The 23,535-nt window shown below is 37.5% G+C and carries 19 protein-coding genes; 4 read left to right on the top strand and 15 right to left on the bottom strand.

Annotated elements, in window-relative coordinates:
* Window positions 1-2: 2 nt before the first annotated feature.
* Complete coding sequence (locus ANA7108_RS0113605) at window positions 3-977, bottom strand: hypothetical protein (protein WP_016951352.1); 975 nt, start codon at window positions 975-977, stop codon at window positions 3-5.
* 334 nt (window positions 978-1,311) lie between these two features.
* On the opposite strand from ANA7108_RS0113605, the gene pgl reads away from it, so the two are divergent.
* The 3 genes from pgl (at window position 1,312) to ANA7108_RS0113590 (ending at window position 4,013) form a co-directional block, all read left to right on the top strand.
* Entirely contained in the window at window positions 1,312-2,034 is a 723-nt protein-coding gene (pgl, locus tag ANA7108_RS0113600; RefSeq protein ID WP_016951351.1) for a 6-phosphogluconolactonase, read from the top strand.
* Between the two features lie 264 nt (window positions 2,035-2,298).
* On the top strand, window positions 2,299-3,189 hold the full coding sequence (locus tag ANA7108_RS0113595; RefSeq protein ID WP_016951350.1) for an FHA domain-containing protein: 891 nt from the start codon (window positions 2,299-2,301) through the stop codon (window positions 3,187-3,189).
* Window positions 3,190-3,275: 86 nt separating this feature from the next.
* Window positions 3,276-4,013: a M50 family metallopeptidase gene (locus ANA7108_RS0113590; RefSeq protein WP_016951349.1), complete on the top strand. Its 738-nt coding sequence runs from the start codon at window positions 3,276-3,278 to the stop codon at window positions 4,011-4,013.
* A 106-nt stretch (window positions 4,014-4,119) separates the two neighbouring features.
* On the opposite strand, the gene ANA7108_RS0113585 is transcribed toward ANA7108_RS0113590, so the two are convergent.
* The 14 genes from ANA7108_RS0113585 to ANA7108_RS27335 form a co-directional block, all read right to left on the bottom strand.
* Window positions 4,120-5,733 (bottom strand): tetratricopeptide repeat protein, encoded by a 1,614-nt coding sequence (locus tag ANA7108_RS0113585; RefSeq protein WP_016951348.1) that lies wholly within the window; start codon window positions 5,731-5,733, stop codon window positions 4,120-4,122.
* A 106-nt stretch (window positions 5,734-5,839) separates the two neighbouring features.
* The gene (locus tag ANA7108_RS0113580; protein ID WP_016951347.1) at window positions 5,840-8,914 is read right to left on the bottom strand and encodes a plasmid replication protein, CyRepA1 family; all 3,075 of its coding nucleotides are present in this window, start codon (window positions 8,912-8,914) and stop codon (window positions 5,840-5,842) included.
* Window positions 8,915-9,766: 852 nt separating this feature from the next.
* Entirely contained in the window at window positions 9,767-11,737 is a 1,971-nt protein-coding gene (locus ANA7108_RS0113575) for an AAA family ATPase (RefSeq protein ID WP_016951346.1), read from the bottom strand.
* A 171-nt stretch (window positions 11,738-11,908) separates the two neighbouring features.
* Window positions 11,909-13,435: a ferredoxin:protochlorophyllide reductase (ATP-dependent) subunit B gene (gene bchB, locus ANA7108_RS0113570; protein WP_016951345.1), complete on the bottom strand. Its 1,527-nt coding sequence runs from the start codon at window positions 13,433-13,435 to the stop codon at window positions 11,909-11,911.
* 236 nt (window positions 13,436-13,671) lie between these two features.
* Window positions 13,672-14,586 (bottom strand): DUF4351 domain-containing protein, encoded by a 915-nt coding sequence (locus tag ANA7108_RS0113565; RefSeq protein ID WP_016951344.1) that lies wholly within the window; start codon window positions 14,584-14,586, stop codon window positions 13,672-13,674.
* 44 nt (window positions 14,587-14,630) lie between these two features.
* Window positions 14,631-15,578 (bottom strand): hypothetical protein, encoded by a 948-nt coding sequence (locus tag ANA7108_RS27340; RefSeq protein WP_016951343.1) that lies wholly within the window; start codon window positions 15,576-15,578, stop codon window positions 14,631-14,633.
* A 125-nt stretch (window positions 15,579-15,703) separates the two neighbouring features.
* Window positions 15,704-15,931 (bottom strand): hypothetical protein, encoded by a 228-nt coding sequence (locus tag ANA7108_RS0113555; protein ID WP_016951342.1) that lies wholly within the window; start codon window positions 15,929-15,931, stop codon window positions 15,704-15,706.
* A 177-nt stretch (window positions 15,932-16,108) separates the two neighbouring features.
* Window positions 16,109-18,088 (bottom strand): primary-amine oxidase, encoded by a 1,980-nt coding sequence (locus ANA7108_RS0113550; protein WP_026104174.1) that lies wholly within the window; start codon window positions 18,086-18,088, stop codon window positions 16,109-16,111.
* 109 nt (window positions 18,089-18,197) lie between these two features.
* Complete coding sequence (locus ANA7108_RS0113545; RefSeq protein WP_016951340.1) at window positions 18,198-18,722, bottom strand: tetratricopeptide repeat protein; 525 nt, start codon at window positions 18,720-18,722, stop codon at window positions 18,198-18,200.
* Window positions 18,723-18,881: 159 nt separating this feature from the next.
* Window positions 18,882-19,697, bottom strand: a complete 816-nt coding sequence (locus ANA7108_RS0113540; RefSeq protein ID WP_016951339.1) for a transporter substrate-binding domain-containing protein — start codon at window positions 19,695-19,697, stop codon at window positions 18,882-18,884.
* 12 nt (window positions 19,698-19,709) lie between these two features.
* A complete protein-coding gene (rplT, locus tag ANA7108_RS0113535) occupies window positions 19,710-20,066 on the bottom strand; it encodes a 50S ribosomal protein L20 (RefSeq protein WP_016951338.1) in 357 nt (118 codons plus the stop codon).
* 21 nt (window positions 20,067-20,087) lie between these two features.
* Window positions 20,088-20,285 carry a 50S ribosomal protein L35 gene (gene rpmI / locus ANA7108_RS0113530; protein WP_016951337.1) on the bottom strand — a complete coding sequence of 66 codons (198 nt, stop codon included), beginning with the start codon at window positions 20,283-20,285 and terminating at the stop codon, window positions 20,088-20,090.
* An 88-nt stretch (window positions 20,286-20,373) separates the two neighbouring features.
* A complete protein-coding gene (locus ANA7108_RS0113525; protein WP_016951336.1) occupies window positions 20,374-21,084 on the bottom strand; it encodes a hypothetical protein in 711 nt (236 codons plus the stop codon).
* Between the two features lie 351 nt (window positions 21,085-21,435).
* Window positions 21,436-22,146 carry a sensor histidine kinase gene (locus ANA7108_RS27335; RefSeq protein ID WP_237741515.1) on the bottom strand — a complete coding sequence of 237 codons (711 nt, stop codon included), beginning with the start codon at window positions 22,144-22,146 and terminating at the stop codon, window positions 21,436-21,438.
* 18 nt (window positions 22,147-22,164) lie between these two features.
* Between ANA7108_RS27335 and ANA7108_RS0113515 the strand changes: the two genes are divergently transcribed.
* Window positions 22,165-23,472 (top strand): NF041680 family putative transposase, encoded by a 1,308-nt coding sequence (locus ANA7108_RS0113515; protein ID WP_016951334.1) that lies wholly within the window; start codon window positions 22,165-22,167, stop codon window positions 23,470-23,472.
* Window positions 23,473-23,535 lie beyond the last annotated feature (63 nt).

Below are 23,535 nucleotides of genomic sequence, written 5' to 3'. Positions count from 1 at the left end.
TTTCATCCAAGGCTTTTATTAACACGTTTGATCAATGATTGGATCTCATTTGCTTTATCTGTATCTCCAAGCTGACGATAAAGTGTTTCTGCCTGATGATAAGCCTCAATACACTCCAATTGTGTATCTCGCTGTAGTCCTAGCATCATAGCTAAACTTTCCCAAGCTGCTGGGTTGGTTGGATCTTGATTCACCTGTGAACGTAATTCTTGTAGCGTTTCTTGTTTCTTGGCTTTGCTAGAAAATAACGTGCCAAAGACTTGTTTCGCCAATTTATGACCAGCTTCTATTTCTTGATTAATTTCCTCTTCACTGGGGATATAAACAGCGTCTGCTCTTTCGTTTTTGGGAATGGCTTCATTACCCAATCCCACAAAGGAGCGCATTTTTTCAGCAAGTTCTCGATGATGTTTCAGCGCGATCGCTTTTTTGCGTCGATTTGATTCATAAGAACTTTGCCTAAGAGTGATTTGCTGACCAGATTTCAGCACAACATACAACTCGCTACATTCAAAAGACTGAAAATCCGAATCGTAGTCCTGTTCAACTTGGATAGCTTGAATTTTACTGAAGTCAAATATACGTTTTTGGTGTTTTCCCAATAAATTAGTTTTGATTTGCAGTAGGTGTTTGGTAGTTTGATCAAATGTCCAGATGATGAAGCATGGAGAATAAAGTATATAAATGAATATTAGAAAAATAACAGGTATGCCCCACATCAAAACATGAAATAGCATATTAGCAAGCTGTACAAGCTGTGTAAAATCATGAAAACTATACAAAATAATACGGCAGCCGAAACCAATCCCGCAAACCCAGACGGCTACAGCTATTGTATTGACAAACCACTTTTCCTTAGCAGTTTTAATTACAGTTGATTGGGCAATATTTCCACGCTGAAAAGTTAACTCCAAGAGGCTTTCATGAACAAGTTGCAGTTCTAACTCATGTTCAGCACAAGGTTGACGTACACGCATATTCAGTTCAGTATGTTACATTTTTATAGTATATTTACTTAAAAATACTATTGAAAATCAAATATTAGTCCTATATATCTAAAGCGATTTATTAAGTATTGATTCGTTACGTTCCCCCTACAGGGAGCTTTATTCTTAAACCTATCCTCTGCGATGATTATTGGCGGTTAGTACAAATGACTACTGACAAATAACCATGAATGGTGATAAAGAACCTCTAGGTTGATTATTTCCCAATTAACTGGATGATGTTAAAAGTTTCAAAAGTTAAAAAGGGAAACTGTCAGAAGTTCGGTATTGTATTGCTGGAAGCCGGTTATGTAATGATGAAGCCATGAACAAAACGGTTGAAGTTCTACCGGATCAACCAGCGCTGGTTGCACGGGCGCTAGATTTGATCTTATCGAAATTGGAAACGGCTATTCAGCAACGGGGACAATTTACTATTGCCTTATCTGGTGGTAGCACACCTAAGCCGTTGTATGAAGCGATAGGTAATCAAAAGTTGCCTTGGGATAAAATTCATGTGTTCTGGGGAGATGAGCGTTATGTCGCACCAGATCATCCTGATAGCAATGAACTGATGGCACGTCGCGCTTGGCTAGATCGTGTTCCTATTCCAGCAGCAAACATTCATGCTGTACCAACTTTATCAGCCAATCCAGCGGTAGATGCTACTAAGTATGAAGAGCATCTGCAAGAATTTTTCCATTCTGCACCAGGAAATTTTCCGGCATTGGATGTAGTTTTATTGGGAATGGGTGATGATGCCCATACTGCATCATTATTTCCTCATACAGAAGCGCTTAAAGTATGCGATCGCTTGATCACTGTAGGTAATAAAGACAGTAGTCAGCGCATTACCTTCACTTACCCATTCATCAACGCTGCTCAAACTGTGATTTTTTTAGCTGCCGGTGCTAATAAAAGACCTGCTTTAGCCCAAGTCTTCGCACCCGAAGCTGATGATTTCACGTATCCATCTCGCTTAATTAAACCCCAAGGAGAACTACTGTGGCTCCTGGATGCAGAGGCTGGTTTGGAACTGAAACCTTAAAACCTTAAATCAGTCAACAGTGAAGAAACTGATAACTGACCGCATAATTACTAATAGTGCCTCCGGCACGCTGCGCGAACGTAATTCGTAATCTTTCCTGCGGAAACGCTGCGCTAAGGTAATTCGTAATAATGCCTCTGGCATACCGCCTTAATTCAAGGTTACAAGTCCCTAGCTTTAGACATGGGTTGACAATTACGAATTACTTTGACTTCTGCTTGCTAGTAATATATTTTACGATGACCTTGACAAAGGCTTAAATCCATGATCGTCTGCCCAAATTGCAATCATCCCAACCCAGACGGCGCTGTTCAGTGTGAAGCTTGCTATACACCCTTGCCAGCGACTACTAATTGTCCTAGCTGTGGGGCAACTGTGCAGGCAGATGCTGCTTTCTGTGGTCAGTGTGGCCATAACCTACACTCAAACGCTGCAATGGTAGCCACAACAGTAGCACCAACCGTTGCGCCTGAAATCCCGGTGGAAGTACCACCGTTGGTTACACCTGATCCAATGTTAGAACTTTTACAACCAGATGCTTTGGGACTCGGCACTCCTGTTAACTCCACCCTTCCACCTACGGTAGTTTCAGTAGCACAAGAAGCAATACCCACAGCGCCAATATTGCCTGTAGAACCACCTGTTGTAGTGGAAAATACCCCACCCTTACCGCCTGTAGAACCACCTATAGCTGTAGTTCCAGAGCCAGTAGTTTCTACACCACCAGAACCTGAGCCAGAAACTGAGCCAGAACCAGTTTTTGTAGCTCAATCCGCACCGGAACCAATAGTACAAACAGTTACCGCATCGAGAACTCAATTACAGCAAGTTGTGGCGCGGCTATTTCATGTCCAAAGTAACCAGGAAATTGAATTACCGCAAAATATCTCTGTGGTGCATATTGGTAAACCTAATGATCGGATTCCTCCCGATATCGACGTGGCTGGATTTCCAAATTCTGAAATTGTCTCCCGGATTCATGCAGATATTCGTGTTGAGGGAGACGCTCATTATATTGAAGATGTTGGTAGTTCCAATGGCACTTATATTAATAATTTGCCACTATTACCAGGGAACAGACACCGCTTACGTCCAGGCGATCGCATCAGTCTGGGTAAAGGAGATTTGGTAACGTTCTTATTTCAACTTTCTTAGACAAATAATTCGTAATTCTTAGTTTGTAATTGGTAATTAATAATGAATAATTACCAATTACGAATTCATAATTAGGAACCTAACCAATGAGGGAACCAAAAGATTTTCCACCCTTCCTGACTCAAGAAGCCCCCGCAGAAGTTGAACGCATGGGGTTAAATTGGTTGATAGGCGCAGCGATCGCTACTGTATTTTTGTGGCAATTACCAAACGGCGATTATATTTTATACCCATTTACTATTCTAGCAACTTGGTTTCACGAAATGGGTCACGGCTTGATGGCTTTGATGTTAGGGGGAAATTTTCAGAAGTTGGAAATTTTTAGTAATGGTTCTGGTGTAGCTACTTATACTATGCGCTCAACATTGGGTCCGATTGGGCCAGCTATGGTAGCGGCCGCAGGGCCAATGGGTCCACCTATCGCCGGTGCAGCTTTGATTCTCGCTTCTCGCAGTTTTAAAGCAGCTTCGTTGAGTTTGAAGATTTTAGGCGGTTTTTTACTGCTGTCTACATTAGTTTGGGTGCGTTCTTGGTTTGGGTTGATTGCAATTCCGGTGTTGGGTATCATTATTCTGGGAATTGCTTTGAAGGCTCCCCGTTGGGTACAAGGGTTTGCAATTCAATTTTTAGGTGTGCAAGCTTGCGTGAGTACCTATCACCAATTAAATTATCTATTTAGCTATAGTGCTGGTTCTTTGGGGCTTTCTGATACGGCTCAAATGCAGCGGTATTTGCTTTTACCTTATTGGTTTTGGGGCGGTTTGATGGCTGTGGCTTCTTTGGTGATTTTAGTCCAAAGTCTGCGAGTTGCTTATCGTTCTTAGGGATTTCCTATTAAGAGAATATGGATTAATTAAACCGCGAAGGCGCAAAGAGCGCGAAGTAAAGAAAGAAGGAAGAAGATAACTAATCTTTCTCTGGAAGGGAGTATCATTGGATTTCTTCTATCAATTTAATAATTTGTCGGTAGTATTGTATTTTTTCTTCTTGATAATAAAGGTTAGCTGATTTGCGGAAGTCGTCAATGGCATTTTGCTTATCTCCTAAATGTCGGCGAATATTTGCCCGCATTAGATAAGCGGAAGCTGAGGATGGTTGGAGTTTTAAGGCTTGATTTAAGTCTCTTAGCGCTGCTTTTGAGTTTCCTAACCAAAAATGGCTTCGACCCCGGTTAAACCAGTCCTGAGCTACCTGAGAATTGATGATAATTGCTTGGTTGTAATCGGCTATTGCTTTGTGATAGTCTTGTAGGGCATAGTAGGCATTAGCGCGATCGCTATAAAATCTGGCTGATTGGGGATTTAACCTTAATGCTTCAGTATAATCTTGGATTGCGCCTACAAAGTCTTTTAAGGCATAGCGGCTCAAACCCCGGTTGTAATAAGCTGTGACTAAATCGGGATTTTGTGCTATTGCTTGGTTATAGTCTGCAATTGCTCCTTGTTCATCTCCTTGCAACCACCGAGCGTTACCCCGATTGCAGTAAGCTTGGGGAAAATGCGGTTCAATTTTGATTGCTTGGTTATAGTCTGTAATTGCTGCGGAAAAATCTTCTAAAGCTTGATAAGCAATAGCTCTTCCATAATAAGCATCTGCTAAATTTGAATTTATCTGTAATGCCTGATTATAATCTTTAATTGCGCCTGGATAGTCTCCTAAAGAATATCTACCCGTAGCGCGATCGCAATATCCTGTGGCTAAAGTAGGATTAAGTTGTATTTGTCGATTGCTATCTTCTATTGCACCTTGATAGTCTCCCAATCGCTGACGCGCATTAGCCCGAAAGCCGTAAACTACATCTAAGGTAGGATTTTCTTGTAATGCTTGGTTAAAGTCTTGAATTGCGGCTTGATCATCTCCCAAAGTACTACGCAGCAAACCCCGCTGGTAGTATGCTTGAACATCATCAGGATTGAGTTTGATTGCTTGGTTAAAGTCTTGCATGGCTTTGTCATATTTGGCAAGATGACAAAAAAGCAAAGCTCGGTTGTAGTAAGCTTCCGCAAAGTTGGGTTTTAAATGTATTGCTTGGTTATAATCTGCGAGCGCACCCTGATATTCTTGAAGAGCGTAACGGCTATTACCACGATTATGATAAGCTTCCGCAAAGTTGGGTTTTAAATGTATTGCTTGGTTATAATCTGCGATCGCTTCTGTATATTGACCGATACTATGGTAAATATTACCCCGATTGCTATAAGCCACAGCAAAATTGGGATAATATTCCAAAGCCTTGTTAATATCTGCAATAGCTTCCTGATAATTCCCGCGATTAAAATCAGCTAACCCCCGGCCATGGAAAGCCTTAGCAATATCGAAATTGAGATTCTGCTCCAACTGAGTACTATTATCTATTGCTTGCTGATAATCTGCGATCGCTTTTTCATATTCTTCTAAAACCAAGTAAACATTTCCCCTTCCTTGGTAAGCTTTATCTAGAGTGGGTTCTAACTCTATTGCTTGGTTAAATAGCGCAATAGCTTCTTCAAAATCCCCTCCTAACTTTTTCTTTAATCCCTGATTTATCAACTCTTCAGCATTCATGTAATTTTTTTTGGAACATAGCGAATTAACTTGAGAAAATCTCTGCTTACCTTTGCGCTAACCTCCGCGTACCTTTGCGTTTAAAAAAGCTAGGATTTTGAATTGTTTAAGTAGCAGCAACTTCTAATCGCCCACCCTTCAATTCTAAAACACAATCAACACCTTGCAAATGATTTAACATCAACTCATCTCTTTGCTGCCAAACTGCAAAGATTTTTTCTCTACCATCTGTTAATGATTCTAAATCAATTTGATAGACATCATTTACCTGTTTCAGCCGCAAACCCAATAAATTTAATATGCGGCTAATGATCTTAATTCCAGAAACAACTTCATTCCCTCTCACCAAATCAATACCCAGCGCTCTTTTAATATGTTTACTGTTCTGAACAGCAACATTTTTTAGCCAAATTAAATCAGCATCACTTTCACTAAACACTCTTTCTGGTTCCAAAAACTGGAGCATTCCTAAAGCTATCATAGCCTCTACTTTCAGAGTATAAGTCCTTAAATCCGGCAGAAAAACCTTACCCTCACCCCAAGATAATTGCTGATACCATTCTTGCTCATCTCTAACATGAAAATATTCACTTTCATGAGTTAGATAATAGTGAATTAGCAATTGTCCATAATATCCTTTATCATCTTGTAACTTCAACAGCGGAGTAACTTCAACTCCATATCTTTGTCTGAGGATATATTTATTAATTTCTTGACGTTCGATTTCACTCAAAGAATGCTTACTTAATAGTTGTTCATATTCCACATAATCAATATCTTTCGCATTAGCAACAGCAGTTGCAGCGAATAATTGATTATGAATTTTAATATCTTGGATTTTGCGTTTAATGTCTTTAGCCTTTTGGCGACTTTGCGCCCAATCTTTCTGCACTTTCACAATTTCTACAATTAACCTTTTTCGGGTTTCTATATCACTAGAATCCGTTGCATAAAATGCCAAACGCAAATCTCGAAGAATATTATTTTGAACTGCATTACTCCGCATCTGGATGTGATGCCCATCTGTAATTAAACCATCTTGCATCGATTGACGATAAAGACGAATAGAAGCATTTACCCTAGCAGATAATTTAGCCCAAGTTCTTAAATGAATTGGGTCATAAACCAAAGGTAAATCAACATCAATTTTATGTAAATGACTCAGCAAAGCCAAGTTTTCTTTTTGATTTTCCTGATACCAATAAGATAACAACCGATAATTTGTACTCCCGCTACCAATTAAGCCAATACCGCGTTTAGCACACCAAACAACTCGCGGTACATCATCCCGAACTCTAGCTAAAGCTTGTCGTGCTTCTGAGTCAGGAATTACCCCTTGAAAAATGCCATAAACTCGGTCAAAATGTTGAACATCAATACTAATTCCTGTCCCCAAACTAGGAGTAACAAAAACAGTTTCATAATCAGTTATCTTTTGATTAATAGCACCTATAAAATCAACCGCTGCATGACCAGGTGTATTAGTAGTATGGCTACTAACTACCAATGTGTTAGGAAATTCTTTTCTCAATTTCTGTAATCTTTGCCTTAAGTAACCTTCAATAGTTTCACAACTGTAACGTCCAGTTCGACTATCCGTAGTCACATAACATTTACGTCCAGCAATTAAATCTAATTCTAGTTGATGAATTAAAGGTGTTGGGTTAGGAGAATCATAAAAAGTCACATCCCAACCTTGCTGAGGTTTCCATTCATTGACAACCACCCAAGGAGTTAATTTTATTCCTGATAATCCTTGTAAATATTCTAGTGAAACATCTGATAAATCTGCATCTTGGGCAATTACTAAACCCCCAGTTTTTAAAACTGTAGAAATCAGGTCTTGGAATAATTTAAGAATTCTTACCCGCTTTTGTTTACAAGTATTACTATTGAGTAAATGCCATAAAGATTGTTCAACTTCATCTAAAATAATTATTGCACCCTGCCAATCTTCTGGCTTCAGTTTCCAAATAGAATCAATACATAAACCGAAAGATTGAGTAATTGGTAGTTCCGGCTCATCTTCCGCAAACCATTCTGTTTTATTTATTCCCCAATTAATCCCAATTTTTTCACACAAAAAACGCCCTAAAAGGATTCTGTGAGTAATTAATAAAACTGGTTGATTACGATTTTTAGCTTTAGTCACAACAGCTTGTAATCCTGTGGTTTTACCTGTGCCTTTAGCTGATTTAACTCCCACTAAACCAGAGGTAGGAAAAGGTAGTTCACCTAAATAGGGAACTTTCACAGTTAGTGCCGCCGGAATTGTTAAATCTGTGTGGGGTTTTGTTTGGGCAAGGTAAATTTCTAAATCAACACTTTGGCGATAAACTTTATCGAAACTGATTGCACCTTTAGCGACTATAAACTCATCAACGCCTTTTTCTTTTCCTGGTAGTTCAACAACTTTTACAGGACAGTTTTCTTGTTGAAATAAACAACCAAGTTGGGAAATAGCATTATTAACAGCAGCAATTTTTTTAGCTTGAATTTCAAAATCAAAACAAATATAAAAATTACGTTTATTTTTAGCGAATATAGCTAAATCAGGTATTAATTGACGACGGGTAACTTTGCCAAATTCATCTTTAATAACTCGATAACCACTGGTAATTCCCGGAATAGCAATAGCAGCATATCCTTGTGTTAATAATGCGGCTGCTTTTTTCACACCTTCGCAAATAATGATCGCAATGTTAGATGCCATTATCCATTGCCAAAAACCGACTGCTTCGCCATCTTCAGTAATGCTAATATTGTCAGGCATTGCAATCTGATAACGTTGGGAAACTTGCTGCCAAATTTGCAATGTCACCCGCAAACAAAACACCCGTGTTGGTGTGCTGGGGGGATGTTCATATTTAATAGATTTGCCATTTTGATTTTGTCGGGGTTGACTGGGTTTAAAGCATCCCCATTCCATCATTTGCCAATTGTTAAGAGGATCTCGTCCAGAACACCACCAACCACCTTCTGTAATGTGGCTGTAACGCTGTAACCAGCCGTTTTTTATCATGCCAGTATTGGTGCGGGGGAGTTGGTCGGAAATCAGCAGATATTCATAGGCATTCACGCCTTGAAGCGATTTAAAATTTAATTGAGCTATGTGTAAAGAAATACCATTGCCCTTGACTAATTCTTCAAGGTGTTGGGGGTGTAAATAATGCAGATGCATGGGCAGAAGCGCTAGGGGAAGACAACGAAATTAAAACCTTAACACGCATCTGCTAATTTTCTATAGAAGAATTTGCGATATTTTTATGATACTTTTATTACATTGTTTTGAGAGATACTTCGGTGAATACTCAAATTGGTGATTTGGGCGGTTGAATGGTGGAAATAATAAGTTTGTATTGTGATATTTATCTGCTATAAATTTTTATTTATCAGTAAATCTTCTATTTAGGAAATAGTAGAAGTGTACTCCTAACCTGTAAGAACTGAATTTGTCAAGGTGTAATAGCTGTCAAGTTAATTGTAATAATTTTTACTAAAAATTTATTAAAAGGGATATAAAAATATATTATTAGGATGATTTACAACTTTACGTAATATTTCACTGAAATAAACAACTTCATAATTCAATACCTTGTCCAAATCGAAAAAAGTCTTGATTTGTAGGTTGGGTTGAGGGACGTTCGCGTAGCGTGGCGTTAGCCATAACCTAACAAATGAGTCGGGTTGCGCTGTTGCTTAACCCAACCTACAAAAAATCGACTACCTTCAATAATAACTCAAGTTGCTAGTTATCTAGTTGAGGCTGGTAATAGGTAATTTGTGATAAAATCTCAGTCTTAATCCTGTTCATCCTTAAATCCTGGACATCCTGATTCAGACAATTTCTTTAACTAGCAACTTACGTTATTACGAGCATCATTTAAGTTTGTTTAGTTGGACATGGTGGGATTTTTCCTCATGCTGTAGCTGATATTTTTTAATATTATCAGTTAGCTTTATAACCCGTCTGGGAATTAATTCCCAGTCTAATAGTCGAAGTTCGTTAAAACGGACTCAATGATTATTTTGTTTAAAAGTTAACATTCTGAATTTTATGGAATAACGGTATAAAATCTTTAGAAAGCAGTTTTGGCATATCATCAGCAACTGTCTTTAAGATTTCTTCTTTAAGTTTAGGTTCTTGGTGAAATCGCTTGAGTCCTGGGAAAATAGTTTTTAGCTTATTTTCTAATTCATGTCCTTGAATCTGAAGAAACCATTCTGGCAAATTAATTGATTGTCCACTAATATATTCACATTGCTGAATTGTCTCTTCATTTTGAGGTGGCAAATTTTCTCTAATTTTATCTACTATAAAATTAGCTACTTTTTGAAGCCGAATATTATCGAAATTAGCAATGTGAATATATGTCTCATCTTCATTTAAACCTATATCTGAGCGTTCGATTAACTTATCTTTCAATAAGAAAGCTGCTAAGAGAACTGGATCAAGAATATAATTTTCAATACTGTAACGATTTCCTTGACCGAGAACTTTCACACGTTCGCTCTCAATATTTTTTAAATCCCAATCAATAATTCCATAAACAGTTCTATTACCACCTTTATCATATAGCTGAGTTACAACTTCTTCAACTTGATCACAGTTTCCCTTACCTCCTACTCCAGATGAAATAAAGTTGAGTGAAATTCCTGGTGTTAAATAGTTCTTTAATTTCTTATAAATCTTTTCATAAAATTCAACATCATATTGGCTTTCAACAAATACCTGACGGCGATTTTCGTAATCTATACTTAAGGTAGGAACACCAGAAGTTAGAATAGCAAGTGCGTCATCTTTTGTCGTTTTTTGTAAACGATTTTCTCCAGTTTTATTCATGATATATATTGAATCTTCTGGAGCTAAAGCCACTGTTGATGGTGAGTGCGTTGTCAGTATTACTTTTATTTTATGTTGACTTACAAGTACATCTTGTATTGTATTTAAAAGAGATTTAGTCATTGAAGGATGTAGTGGGGCATCAATTTCATCAAAAAGCAGAACTTTTGGATAATTTACAAGCTGACGACTATCTTTCGTATAGTATAAACATAGTGCAAATGACATTAAAATCTTTTCTCCAGATGAAAGATCACCAAATGTGACAACATTTCCCCTTAGTTGGTCTGTAAGAATAGGTTCGTAAGGAATATCTTCGTATTTATTTGGTTTATTAATTAAGAAGTCTAAATTAGCTTCTTTGAAAATATCATTTAAGAGATACCAAGGAGGTTTTCCATGTTTTTCTTTAAACTCTTCATCAGATAAATATTCAATATCTTTGCTTTCCTTAGAATTTCTAAGTTGCTTAAGTTCATTAAACAACCAATTCCTGTGATAATCCATAAAAAGTCTAGCAAAAGATTGTTGGAATATATCAATAGACTTTTTTCGACTTATCTCAGGAAAATTTTTATAAAAATCTTCTTGTTCAAAGGCTATGAGATACATTTCCGCTTTATCTTCTAATAGCTCAACTATTTTTAAACGATAGTTAGGATCATTTTTTGTGAAGTCTTTCTTGGTATTTTGATTTGCTTTTTGAATTGCTGTAAGAATTTGTGTCACCTCTTCTGGATTAAGTCCTTTATTTGTTAAATCATTTTCATTCATATTCACAAGATTATGAATTTCTATATTTAAGAGATCAGGTTTATTAAATTTTTGTAATATATTGTTAATTTGAGAGTGACCATTTTTAATATGTCTAGAAAGCTCAATCCACAAATTACTTTTTTCCTGACTCATTTGAAAAAGACCTACAGAACCACCACCATCATTAGAGATAAGAGATATAAGATCAATCCAATTCAAACATCTGACTGTTTTTTCTTGCTTATTAACTGTAATATCATCAACCAGAATGTTACCTTTTTCAATTGCTTTTAATAGTTGAGTTTTTCCAGAACCATTAACTCCAGTCAGTACGACAAAATCAGGTAATTCAGTCTCTGTAAGAAAAGTTATAGATTTATAAGGTTTAACCAAGGAGAGTTTCATAGATGTAGATTTAGATACTTAAGAATATAATAGATAGTATTATACACTAAATTATTTTTTATAAGAAACTCGACTTTTGCACCAAAATCAACAACATCAATAAAATAAAAGCAAGTAGTAAAGAGTAAATATTACCCCTCACCACTCACTCTTATTAACTAACCTCGAAACCTACGCCCCTACAGATTCCTTAGCCGCATACAATACCTCAGCCGAGATATCCTTAAACCCACGTTCACGGGCAAACTTTTCGGTATTTCGCTTCACTTTTCCGCGCACAAAACCAGGAATCTTATTCAATTCTGCTTGTCCATCTTTTGTCCAATTCAAACCAGATTCCGCAGAAATTCCTTTGGTAATTACTTCCTTTGTATCGTGTCCACCAAAGATTTCTAAAAGGTGATCTTCCATGCCCAAAGTGAAGGAATTGTAGATTAAATCTGTGATTTGATTTGTACCTTCATAACCCATAAATGGTTTGTAACCAATGGGGAAATTCTGAACGTGAATTGGTGCTGCAATCACACCGCAAGGAATATCCAAACGTTTACCAACGTGGCGTTCCATCTGTGTACCAAATATAGCAGAAGGTTCAACGCGAGCGATCGCATCCCCAATTTCTCCATGATCATCTGTAATCAATACCTCATCGCAATATTCGCTCACCTGTTCTCTAAACCAGTCAGCATCATATTTGCAATAAGTACCAGCCCAAACCACATGAATCCCCATTTCCCGCGCCAAAATCTTAGTTAAAGCCGCCGCATGGGTATTATCACCAAATACCACCGCTTTCTTACCAGTCAAGTTCTGACAGTCAATCGAACGGGAAAACCAAGCAGCTTGGGATACATGGAGAGTTTGTTCATTAATGAAGTCTTCGTAATCAACTTCACCACCTTGGGCATTAATTACCTGCTGAATTTTGCGGATACATCTTGCAGTTTCCACAACACCCATCGGCGTAATATCTACGTAAGGAGTCCCAAATTCTTCCTCTAAATATTTAGCTGTAGTTAAACCAAGTTCGCGGTAAGGAACTAGATTAAACCAAGCTTTTGGCATATTCTTTAACTCGTGAACCGAAGCACCTTCAGGAATGACAGTATTTACCTCAATTCCCAAATCAGCCATTAGCCGTTTCAGTTCCGTACAGTCGTGGTTATTGTGGAAACCAAGAGTAGAAATACCAAAGATATTAACTGAAGGTTTAGCAGTTTTTTCTGTCGGTAGTTCCCCACGCTTGCGGGCTTTCTCAATGTAATATTGAACGATTTGTTGTAAAGTCCGGTCTGCGGCTTGTAATTCGTTGTAGCGGTAATGGTTCACGTCCGCCAGCATTACGTCCCCTTTTGCTTCCAACTGCGCCCTTTCCACAAAGTTGTGTAAGTCTTCTTGCAGAATGCTGGAGGTGCAGGTGGGGGTTAAAACAATTAAATCGGGGTGTTCTTCAGCGTCTTTGCGGGTGATGTTATCCACCACCTTTTCTTGAGAACCACGCGCTAAAACGTTTCTATCAACCACACTGGTTGTCACTGGGGTGAAGTTCCTCTCCCGCGATAGCATGGAACGCATGACGTTAAAGTAGTCATCACCGAGAGGTGCGTGCATGATTGCGTGAACGTTTTTAAAGGAACTAGCAATCCGCAAAGTACCAATGTGGGCGGGGCCTGAATACATCCAGTAAGCCAATTTCATCCGGTCTTCTCCCTTTACAACTCAAATAACTATAAGTGCTTGATTATTAAATCGCTTCTGATTTTCTCAAACCTACTGGCTATGAACAAATAAGGTTTGTTGCGAGGTTATTTGACGTGGGAGACGGGAAAACCTAGTTGCTGACTGGGTTATGGCTGTTGATTTAAACAATATTCATGTTGTTTAAGTAAATAAATCTTAATGATTTGACCAATATTTTGATCAATTTTTGTAGATTATATTTTATCTAACCAATTTTGCAAATCTTCTACTGTAGATAAATCAAATATTTCTTCTGCTAAAAGTTCAATTATTTCTAGGTCTAAGCTTCTAATTTGTGTTTCTAATTCAGGTTCAATTTTGCCTAATTTACGATTAATTTGACGCATAATTAAGTCTTTTTCTCGTTCAATACCTCTTTCAATACCTTGTTCCATCCAGCTAGTTACTATTTCCATAACTTCCTCTTTTTCTTCTTTTATTAGTGAACCTAATTCTGTTTGGAATTTCTCTTCTTCTATTTGATTCAGTCTTAAATAACTATCAATAAACCCTGATATTAGCTGCATTTTAGCAGGATTTAATTTTAAAGTGACTAACAACCTTAAACATTCTGCTTTTACTTTTGGTCGATCTGCTGCTAATATGTTCATCTTTGACATTAAAGCAGATGCAACTGGGTTTTGACGATTTAAAAAATCTCGCCAATTTAATTGATTGAGTTGGATAACTCGATAACTAAATTTTAGCACTTCAAAGTCAGGAAAGTTGATTTGATAGTTATTGACTGCTATAGTTTTTGGTGAGTCATAAGAAAATATAACGATAGGATAAATTGGCAAGTCGAATTTTTCATCTAATCTGGCAAAATATCGGAACATTCGTTGATTGAATTTCGCACGTGAACCTGATTCGGCTTCAATGTGAATGAGAAAGTAGGAAGGTTTGCCGATAAATTGCACTTTAGCTATTAAATCTGTTTCATATTTATCTCCTGCGGTAACATCGGTAAATATTTCTTTGTCTAATAAAATGATGGAGTTGGTATCTAGATATTTGAGAATTTCGGGAAAAAAGAGTTCTATAAATTCTAGAAAAAATGTGGAGATTAATTCTTTAAATAATCGGTCATGGTCTATGTTTTCAGTCATACTTATTTTTATTAAAAATTTAAAATGAACAGTCTAGGTTGAATTTATAATTTTCCTGCTTTGAGTAAATTACATAGTTCTTCTGTAATTAAAAGTCCGGTAAGCTCTTCAATCCACATCCACTGTCCGGTAGGGTTTATTTCGAGAAATATGTAGTTGCCATTCATATCAACTGCAAAGTCAATAGCCGCATATCTTAAAGAGAAAACTTTCATGAGTTCTAAAATCTTGACTTCTATTTCATCTGGAAGTGAGTGAGATAAATGAGGAACATTCTTAAAATCATATCTTCTCCAATCAACTTTAGCTTTACTCGAAACTTGGTTATCAATTTTGCATGTGAATAACTTGTTGCCTACAACTGTTACACGAACCTCATATAATTTTTCTATGTATTCCTGCCAGATAGCTGGTATAGGCTTCACATTATCATCAGTTAACAAATCGGAACTTACTCTATTTGTATAAATTCCTTGTACCCCATTTTCTATGGACCAAAAACTTTGTTCTAGTGTCTTGACACAGATACTGCTTGGAGGAATGTTTTGCATTATATTTTTTATGTCATTGGTTATGATCGTTTTAGGTATTTTTAAACCAAGACTCTTAGCAACCTGTAACTGAAAAGGTTTATTCGATGCTCTTTGAATAAAATGGGGGTGAGATACCCAAAAACTATCATCTAAAATAGATGCTATCCCTTTATTAAAAGAGTTCCATTGTTCAATTGCTAATTTCTCATCTTTATCCTGAAAATTACTGTTGATTGGAATATGTGTAAGTCTCCTATATAGGATAGAAGTTTTGTGAGGATTAATGATTTTACCATTTACTAAAATTCCCTCTCCAGGTATAAAGGAAACTTTAGGAGTATCTTCCACAAGCTTATCTGCATCTATTCTTAATATATCAATATTTTCGTTTAATAATCTCTCACAAATCACATTTGAATGTTCGTCAAAAGATAATGTAAAAATTAGTATGTCTTGCATATTGTAGGTGCTTTTGATTTAGAATGATTGCTAGATATAGCATAAGAATATGAACAGAATCAAATTTGCTTATTTCTAGCCACCAATTAACTATTATAATCAGCGGCTAAACTTAATTCTTAGGGTTATCCTTCTATAGCAGGATCGCTATCTGAATAGTTGTCTCTTATAGCACCACCTTCTTTGGTAGGTGTTGTTTGTGGAGTAGTAAATTTAGTAGGTCGTCCAGACAAAAATATCTTTGACTCTGATAAATAGGTTTTGGGTTTCCAAGACCAATCTTCTATATCTAAGTATGTACTATCAGGAATACATTCCCAAAAACAAGACAGAATTGTTTGTGATTTTGGCATAACTTTTCTTGCGACTTTATTTTGTACCCTTGTATAATATCACTATATCATGCCTTCATTGTTACATAGTTATTTTAAAAAGGATTTACGCACGGTGAACGAAAAATCTAGGTTTGAGATTGTTTCCCTACGACCACAATCACTAAAATATGTTAATTTTGCATAAGTCCTATTAATTTACTCACCCAAATTAATCGCCGGATTCCTACTAAAAAACCCCCTCGGCATCAACTTAAACCCAACTTGGTGTCGTGGCATTACAGGCCAATCTTCTGGACGGGGAACATGAGTCATTCCCATTGTGTACCAAACAACAATATCTTCATTTTGCAAAGACTCATTATCAGCAATATATTTTGGTAAACCTTCTCCCATTTTTGTTTGATTGGGATAATCTCCACCTGCATACATTTCACTGGGTTTATATTTTGTCACCCAAAAATGATGAGTTGCAAAAGCAGCTTTTTCTCGGATCTTTGCACCTTCTACAGCATACATAATTGTATTTCCTCCCGGCATCAACATATATGCAGGAGCAACACCTAAATTATTCTGTTTATCTGCACTAGCAATCATCCATTCTCGACTATGTTTGATATCTAAATCACGAACAGCAGTTTTTTCTTTTGTTAAGAAAGTGTCTTCTACAGTAATGGCATTTCCTAAAGGATTTTTATCACTGATTGGCAAAGATTGAACATTCATTTCCATCACAGAATTAGCCTGTCCGTCAACATCTAAATCTAGACGATAATTAAAGAAATGCTGATGATTGACTCCAAAAATATTCTTAGCAATCAATCGCCCAAAGTGATTATTTTCCTGTTTTCTTGCTGCTGTTCCCTGTGCTAATACAATCCCTGTTAACTCATTTTGTACTTCTAAAGTACCGTCTTGGTGGAATATCCAATTGATGCTGTAATCATAATTATCAACTGCTGTCGTCATTTTCATGACTAATTCACGACTGCGACGCACATAATTTTTCTGGGTACTGTAATCAAAATGTTTCCACAATACACCGTTATCTTGTTCGTAAATACCAATTACTCCTGGCATGGTGTAAGCTTCTCCTTCACCATTAGCAAACACCGTATCAAGTAAAATCCCATTTTCGGGAATTTCTTGACCTAATTCCATTTGATTCGCTAATAAACCAATGTTGTATTCACCAACATCAAAGGCATTACGAAATGACCAATTAGGATTTGTATCACCATAAGGTACTGCCATTTCTGATAAACTGGCACGATACAATACAGGACGATTTTTTTCACCATCGTTATAACTGGCCTGGTACAAAACCAAGCCTTCACGGGGATGCATTAAATAACGAAATTTCCAACCTTGCCAAGTAATTTCATTGCCTTGAATTTGGAAAGTATGACCATCAGATTGGATAATTTTTAATGGTTTAGGTGGTGAAAGTAATTTGCTAAATGACTTAATGTCATAATCCCAGTTTTCTTGGGAAATAGGAACTACACCGTTATCCACAAAACTAGCAATTTCTTCTTTATTTAAATTGACGGTAACTAAAAGCCCTTCAATGGGACGGGCGTAATAATTCCATGATTTACCTCGATAATAAGATAATACTCGACAAAGACGATTACCTGCTTTTGTTTCTTCTTTGGTGAGTATTCCTGATGACCAACAACTGATTTGGACTTGGTCAAAATCTTTAATTCCTCTCCTGTTCATAGCTTTTTGCCAGCGGATATCAGAGGTAACTATTTCTCTAACTAGTTCATAATCTGGAGGAAGAATTGCAGGCTGAACACCCGTTTTTTCTTGCCAGGATGTTAAGCTGTTTGTGGTGAGATTAATTACTGCTTCAAAGGTTTTATTGAGTTCACGCTCATAAACTACCAAAAAAACCTGGCGTTGAAACGGTTTGCCAGGTGTAAAATTCAAGACTTCTTTTTTATCAGGTTCTTGCAATGTAATCATTGGGAAAAATGCTGTTTCACTCAATGATTTTTTCTGTTTGAGTATGTCTACAGCTGCGTTGATTTCTACTTCAGTTAATGGATTTAGAGGATGAGAAATAACTGATTCCTGAGCAAATGTAGTATCAGGAAATCCCAGGGAGATTGTCAAAAAAAGAAAAATGGTAATAACTACCTTAAAAAAATGATTCAGCCTCTTAATCATTCTGCTTGACATTGTTTGATAAAAACATAGTTATTCATTCCTACGTTCTGATCAAAAAACCGCCAAATTAAGAGGCATTTATCAATTTGAGATTCGAGATTGGGCAAATTTAAGCTGAAACTAAGCGGCGTAAAGATTCTGCACGGCGTTTAGCAATAGCATTGTTGGGAGAAAATTTTAGTGTTTCTTCATACATTTCTAATGCTTGAGCATTGAGTTTTTTCTTCTCGTAGGCGTGTCCAAGATTATTTAGGGCTGATAAATAATCTGGTTTCAATTTAATGGCTTCTTTATATTGACGAATTGCTAAGTCATATTGTTCTTGGGCAAAGTAAACATAACCCAAGCCATTGTAAACTGGGGCAATACTCTCTTCTCCCTCTTCCTCAGCCGCTTTTAAAGCTTTTTGAAAAAGTGGTATTGCTTGGGTAAAAACTTTTTTTTCAGAATAAATACTGGCTAATTCGTAATATTCTTGGGCTGTACCCTTCTCTTTACTTAACTTGGTTTTCAACTTAGAAAGAGAACTTTCTAGTTTGCGAGTTTTGAAAATCTGGCGAAAAACACTCACACCTGCAAATGCGAGCAACCCGACGAAAATTGAGAGATAAACAAGGACTAGATTGTTATCCATTACCTACAAATACAAATATAAAAAGTGCTTTCTCTATCTATTATTCAGCTTTATGGGAACATGGGGAAATAAAAAAATAATTCGTAATTCGTAATTCGTAATTCGTAATTATACTTTCTGCCTACTGTTTTAATCCTAACGATAAATATTCACGTCTACCTATGATAATCCCCAATACTGGATGCGTTCTTTGAGCCAACCTGTTACTGTATAACGAGCGATCGCTTCATTCACCTTTCTTCTTAACTCATCGTACTGCAATCCCTTGGGTGTAACCACCGACAAAGGCTCGGCCGATAGCTTGGTTGGTAGTAGCCGATATTGGGAATCTTCTTGTACCCAACCACTCAGAACGCTGGTATCAGCAGCAAAAGCATCAGCACTGTTACTTTCTATTTGCTCTCGTCCTTGAATGTAAGAGTTTACGCCTATTAATTCAGCCTTCGGGATAAAATATTTTACATAATCAATCGTGCTGGAGTTGTTGAGTACAGCTATTTTACGTTTTTCTAAATCTTTTAGCTGATTAATTGCCGTATTTTTTGTGACTATTGCCGCACCATCAAAATAGTAAGGAACACTGAAGCTGACTATGCGGGAGCGGGATTCAGTGGCTGTGACTCTGGCAATGGTGAGATCAACTTTATTTTCTAAGACTACAGACAAGCGATCGCTATTAGCCACCGGTTGCAACTTCACCGCATCGATTTTACCTAACAAATCACTTCCTAAACGCTGGGCTAAATCAATTTCTAAGCCTTGTAAATTGCCTTTACTATCCCTAAATCCCAACGGACGCAAGTTATCTTTAACAGCAATATTTACATAGCCTCGGCGCTCAATTTCTGACAGTGGGGCGGCAGATGCAGTCAATTCTTTCCCCCCAAAGCACAGGCATAAAACCAGAAACAAGGTAGCGGATAATACCAGATGTAACTGATTAATTTTTGACCATATGTTACATCCGTTATTCATCCGTTGCCACCTTTATCCTTTAACTGAGTTTGCCAGTTCAGCAACTTTAGCGAAACTTGTGGGATCAAGAACTGCCAATTGTGCCAACATTTTGCGATTTAGTTCCACATTGGCTTTTTTCAGATTACCGATTAACTGGCTGTAGCTTAAGCCATGTTGTCTGGAAGCCGCGTTAATACGAGTGATCCACAGACGACGAAAATCGCGCTTTTTATTTTTGCGATCGCGGTAAGCACTGCGAAGTGCCTTCATTACCTGTTGGTTAGCGGTTCTAAACAAAGTTGAGTGAGAACCACGAAAACCTTTAGCTAGTTTGAGAATTTTATTGCGGCGTTTACGAGCTACATTACCGCGTTTTACCCGGGTCATATCTTAACTACCTGTGATGTTTTACAAATAAGGAAGCATCAAGCGCACATTGTCTTCGTCGCGCTCATGTACAAGTGCAGACTGGCGCAAACCGCGCTTTTTGTTAGAAGACTTGTGTTCAAGAAGGTGGCTTTTGAAAGCTTTGCGACGGACGATTTTACCGGTGCCGGTAGCACGAAATCGCTTGGCTGCTGCTTTACGAGTCTTGAGTTTAGGCATGGGATGGCTTGGATTCGACACAATCTAATAGTATACACTAAAAAAATTGAAATGAACTAACCACAGCAGGAGCGCAGAGGAAAGAAATTTAATTTTTTAAAGTGGCGTTGATTTTGGGATCTAAGACAACGCTTGAGCCAGTTTTGTCTGTATGGTAAGTCCAAGATTGGTTTTTCACTTTCACAGTTACTACCCAGCCTTCTACGGGATCATACTGCTGAGTACAGATTTCACCAAAGTTCAACACACAAGCATTACTAAAGGTTTTCTGAGTGCTTTGAGTAATTTTTATCGCATTAATCGGTAAGCTAGAACGTTGAGCAGCATCTTTCAAAATTTGATCAGCAATACTTTTCGGTAGTTGATTAGTGCTGACTTTGGGATCTAAGATAATTTGGGAACCAGATTTATTGACATGATAAGTCCATGATTTATCTTTTACCTGAACAACCACTTCCCAACCTTGAATTGGTCTATATTCCCTAGTGCAAATTTCTCCAAATTGAAAAGTGCAAGGATTTCCAAAGGTTTTGGTTGTAACTTGAGTAATTTTCAAATCACGCGTTTTCACTCCAGAACGTTTAGACGCATCCTGTAGCAATTTTCTAGAAATACTTTTAGGTAATTTGTTTTGAGACGTTTGTCTCTGTTCTGTATTAGGAACAGCTAAAGATGGATTATTGTTAGTAATTTCCATCCCACAAGCTAGTAAACTTGTTAAGACCAATGTCACAATCATTACTTGAGGTAATCTGCGGTTACAGTTGAGTTTAGTTAACAGTTTGATGATAGATTTCATGGCAATCTCAATAGACAATTAAATTAAACTTTAAGCCGTATGAACTAAGACGTTAGTTCACAATAAATGTTTCTGACAATGAGAGTAATCTCAGAGTTCCTTTTCAAATATTTATCTTAGCTTACTCCTCAATTTTCCCTAACATCCTCGTGGTTTTACATAAGTAAACCTCATCCAAGTTGAGAACTGGAGTTTTTCAAAAGGGAACAGGGAACAGGGAACAGGGAACAGGGAACAGGGAAGAGTATAAGATTTGGGAATAAAACCCAATTCTGAAAAAACTAAGGATTTCAAAGTAGACGTGGTTTAATACAGGCACATTTTTAAAAAAATAACATAACAGATTTTCAATTATCTCTTATTGATGGGAATCTTCATCACAAATTTAGTTTCTTTCATGGGTATAGAATTATAGCTCAGGTATCCCCCATGTTCTTCTACTACAATTTGATAACTAATAGATAAACCAAGACCAGTACCTTTACCCACAGGTTTTGTTGTAAAAAAAGGATTAAATATCTTATTTTGTAATGCTTCCTCGATTCCTGAACCATTATCTGCAATAATTATTTCCACCCAATCATCATCTATCACTTCGGTAGTAATACAAATTATTGGCTCGCTGAATTGACTACTTTTTTGTTGGGTTATTTTTGAGCTTAAAATTGAACAATGATTCCTAAAAACTAAATCTTCTATTGCATCAATTGCATTAGTTAGAAGATTCATAAATACCTGGTTTAGTTTAGAAGGACAGCAAGTTACATTTGGTAATTTACCGTATTTTTTGATGACTGTAATTTCTGGATAGTTACAATGTTTACCGTGCAATCTGTGTGCCAAAATCATTAAAGTGCTGTCAATTCCTTCATGTATATTAACTGCCTTAATTTCAGCTTCATCAAGCCTAGAAAAGTTACGCAGCGATTTAACAATTGCCTGAACGCGTTTTGTTCCGAATCTCATAGAACTGGAGTTTAGACTAAATCGGTCATGTTCAAGAAAAAAGGGAGTCTGATTGAATACAGTCCCCCTTTTGGCGGAAGCTAAGAGAAGAATCACCTACTCTTACTCGCCAATATGAAACGTACCTCCTTAGAAGAATTCCGTCAAGCAGCCTACCAACATTTAGGCAAAGCGAAAGACGCTACCTTTGAATTGACAGATGCGATATTACTGACTCGAAATGTTTATTGCCTAGCAGAGTTGTCCTTATCACCAGTATTTAGACGCAAGTGGCCAAGCATCTATGAAGCATTACAAGATAGCAGACCACAGCGACAGAAATTGATGCAGCTATATATCAAACAGATACCAACTGTGGAGCGACCTCTATTGGCAGGAGATCATACGAACTGGTCACGACCAGATGCAGTCAAACTCAAAGAAAGAACTTATCAACATAGTGGCACATCCATCGCCGGAAATAAACCAATAACTGTAGGACAGGGATATAGCACAATAGCCTGGATACCAGAAAAAGAGGGGAGTTGGGCATTACCTTTAAGACATGAACGAATCACAAGTTCTGAAAGTCCTATTTCAAAAGCAGTTTGGCAACTCAAACAGGTATGTAAATATTTACCTGTCAGACCAATTTCTGTTTGGGATAGTGAGTATGGTTGTGCGCCTTTTGTCTTAAAAACTGCGAACATTCCCGCAGATATTCTCGTTCGGTTGCGTTCAAACTTGTGTTTATGGGGTGAACCAGGAGCTTATTCTGGGAAGGGGCGACCCAAGAAGCATGGTGATAAATTTAAACTCAATGAACCAACAACATGGACTGAGGCGACATCTGTATTAGAAATAAATGACCCAAAATTAGGACTTGTGCGTCTGAGACTGTGGAAAGATTTACATTTCCGTAAAGCTGCCACAAGCCCAATGTTAATTATCAGAGTTGAACGTCTGGACGCGCAAGGTAACATGAGAGTGTCTAAACCTTTGTGGTTGGCTTGGGTAGGAGAAGAAATGCCACCCCTAGAGGAAGTTTGGTGTCTTTACTTGCGTCGCTTTACCATTGACCATTGGTATCGCTTTTTAAAGCAACGTTTACATTGGACAGTTCCAAACTTTGGTACACCTAAGCAATGTGAAAGGTGGAGTGACCTGATGCCGTTGATGACTTGGGAATTGTGGTTAGCTCGTGATATTGTTACCGATAATCCTCTCCCTTGGCAAAAATCTCAGGGTAATTTGACCCCTGGAAGGGTTGCTCAATCTATGGGTGGAGTTTTTGCGGCCATTGGTACTCCCACTTCTGCACCCAAACCTCGCGGAAAGTCTTCTGGTTGGGAACCAGGAAAACAGCGTCACCGTAAAAACCGCTGCCCCATTGTTAAAAAAACAGTATCACGACCACCTAAAGAACCTTCTGTTGCTGTTTAATACTCAAGGTTATTCATACTTTTCCTAAGTCTCTGATTAACTCAGCCCTGCTGGGTCATTTTT

Source organism: Anabaena sp. PCC 7108, from assembly GCF_000332135.1.
Taxonomy (GTDB): Bacteria; Cyanobacteriota; Cyanobacteriia; order Cyanobacteriales; family Nostocaceae; genus Anabaena.
This window is presented reverse-complemented; position numbering and strand designations above follow the sequence as displayed.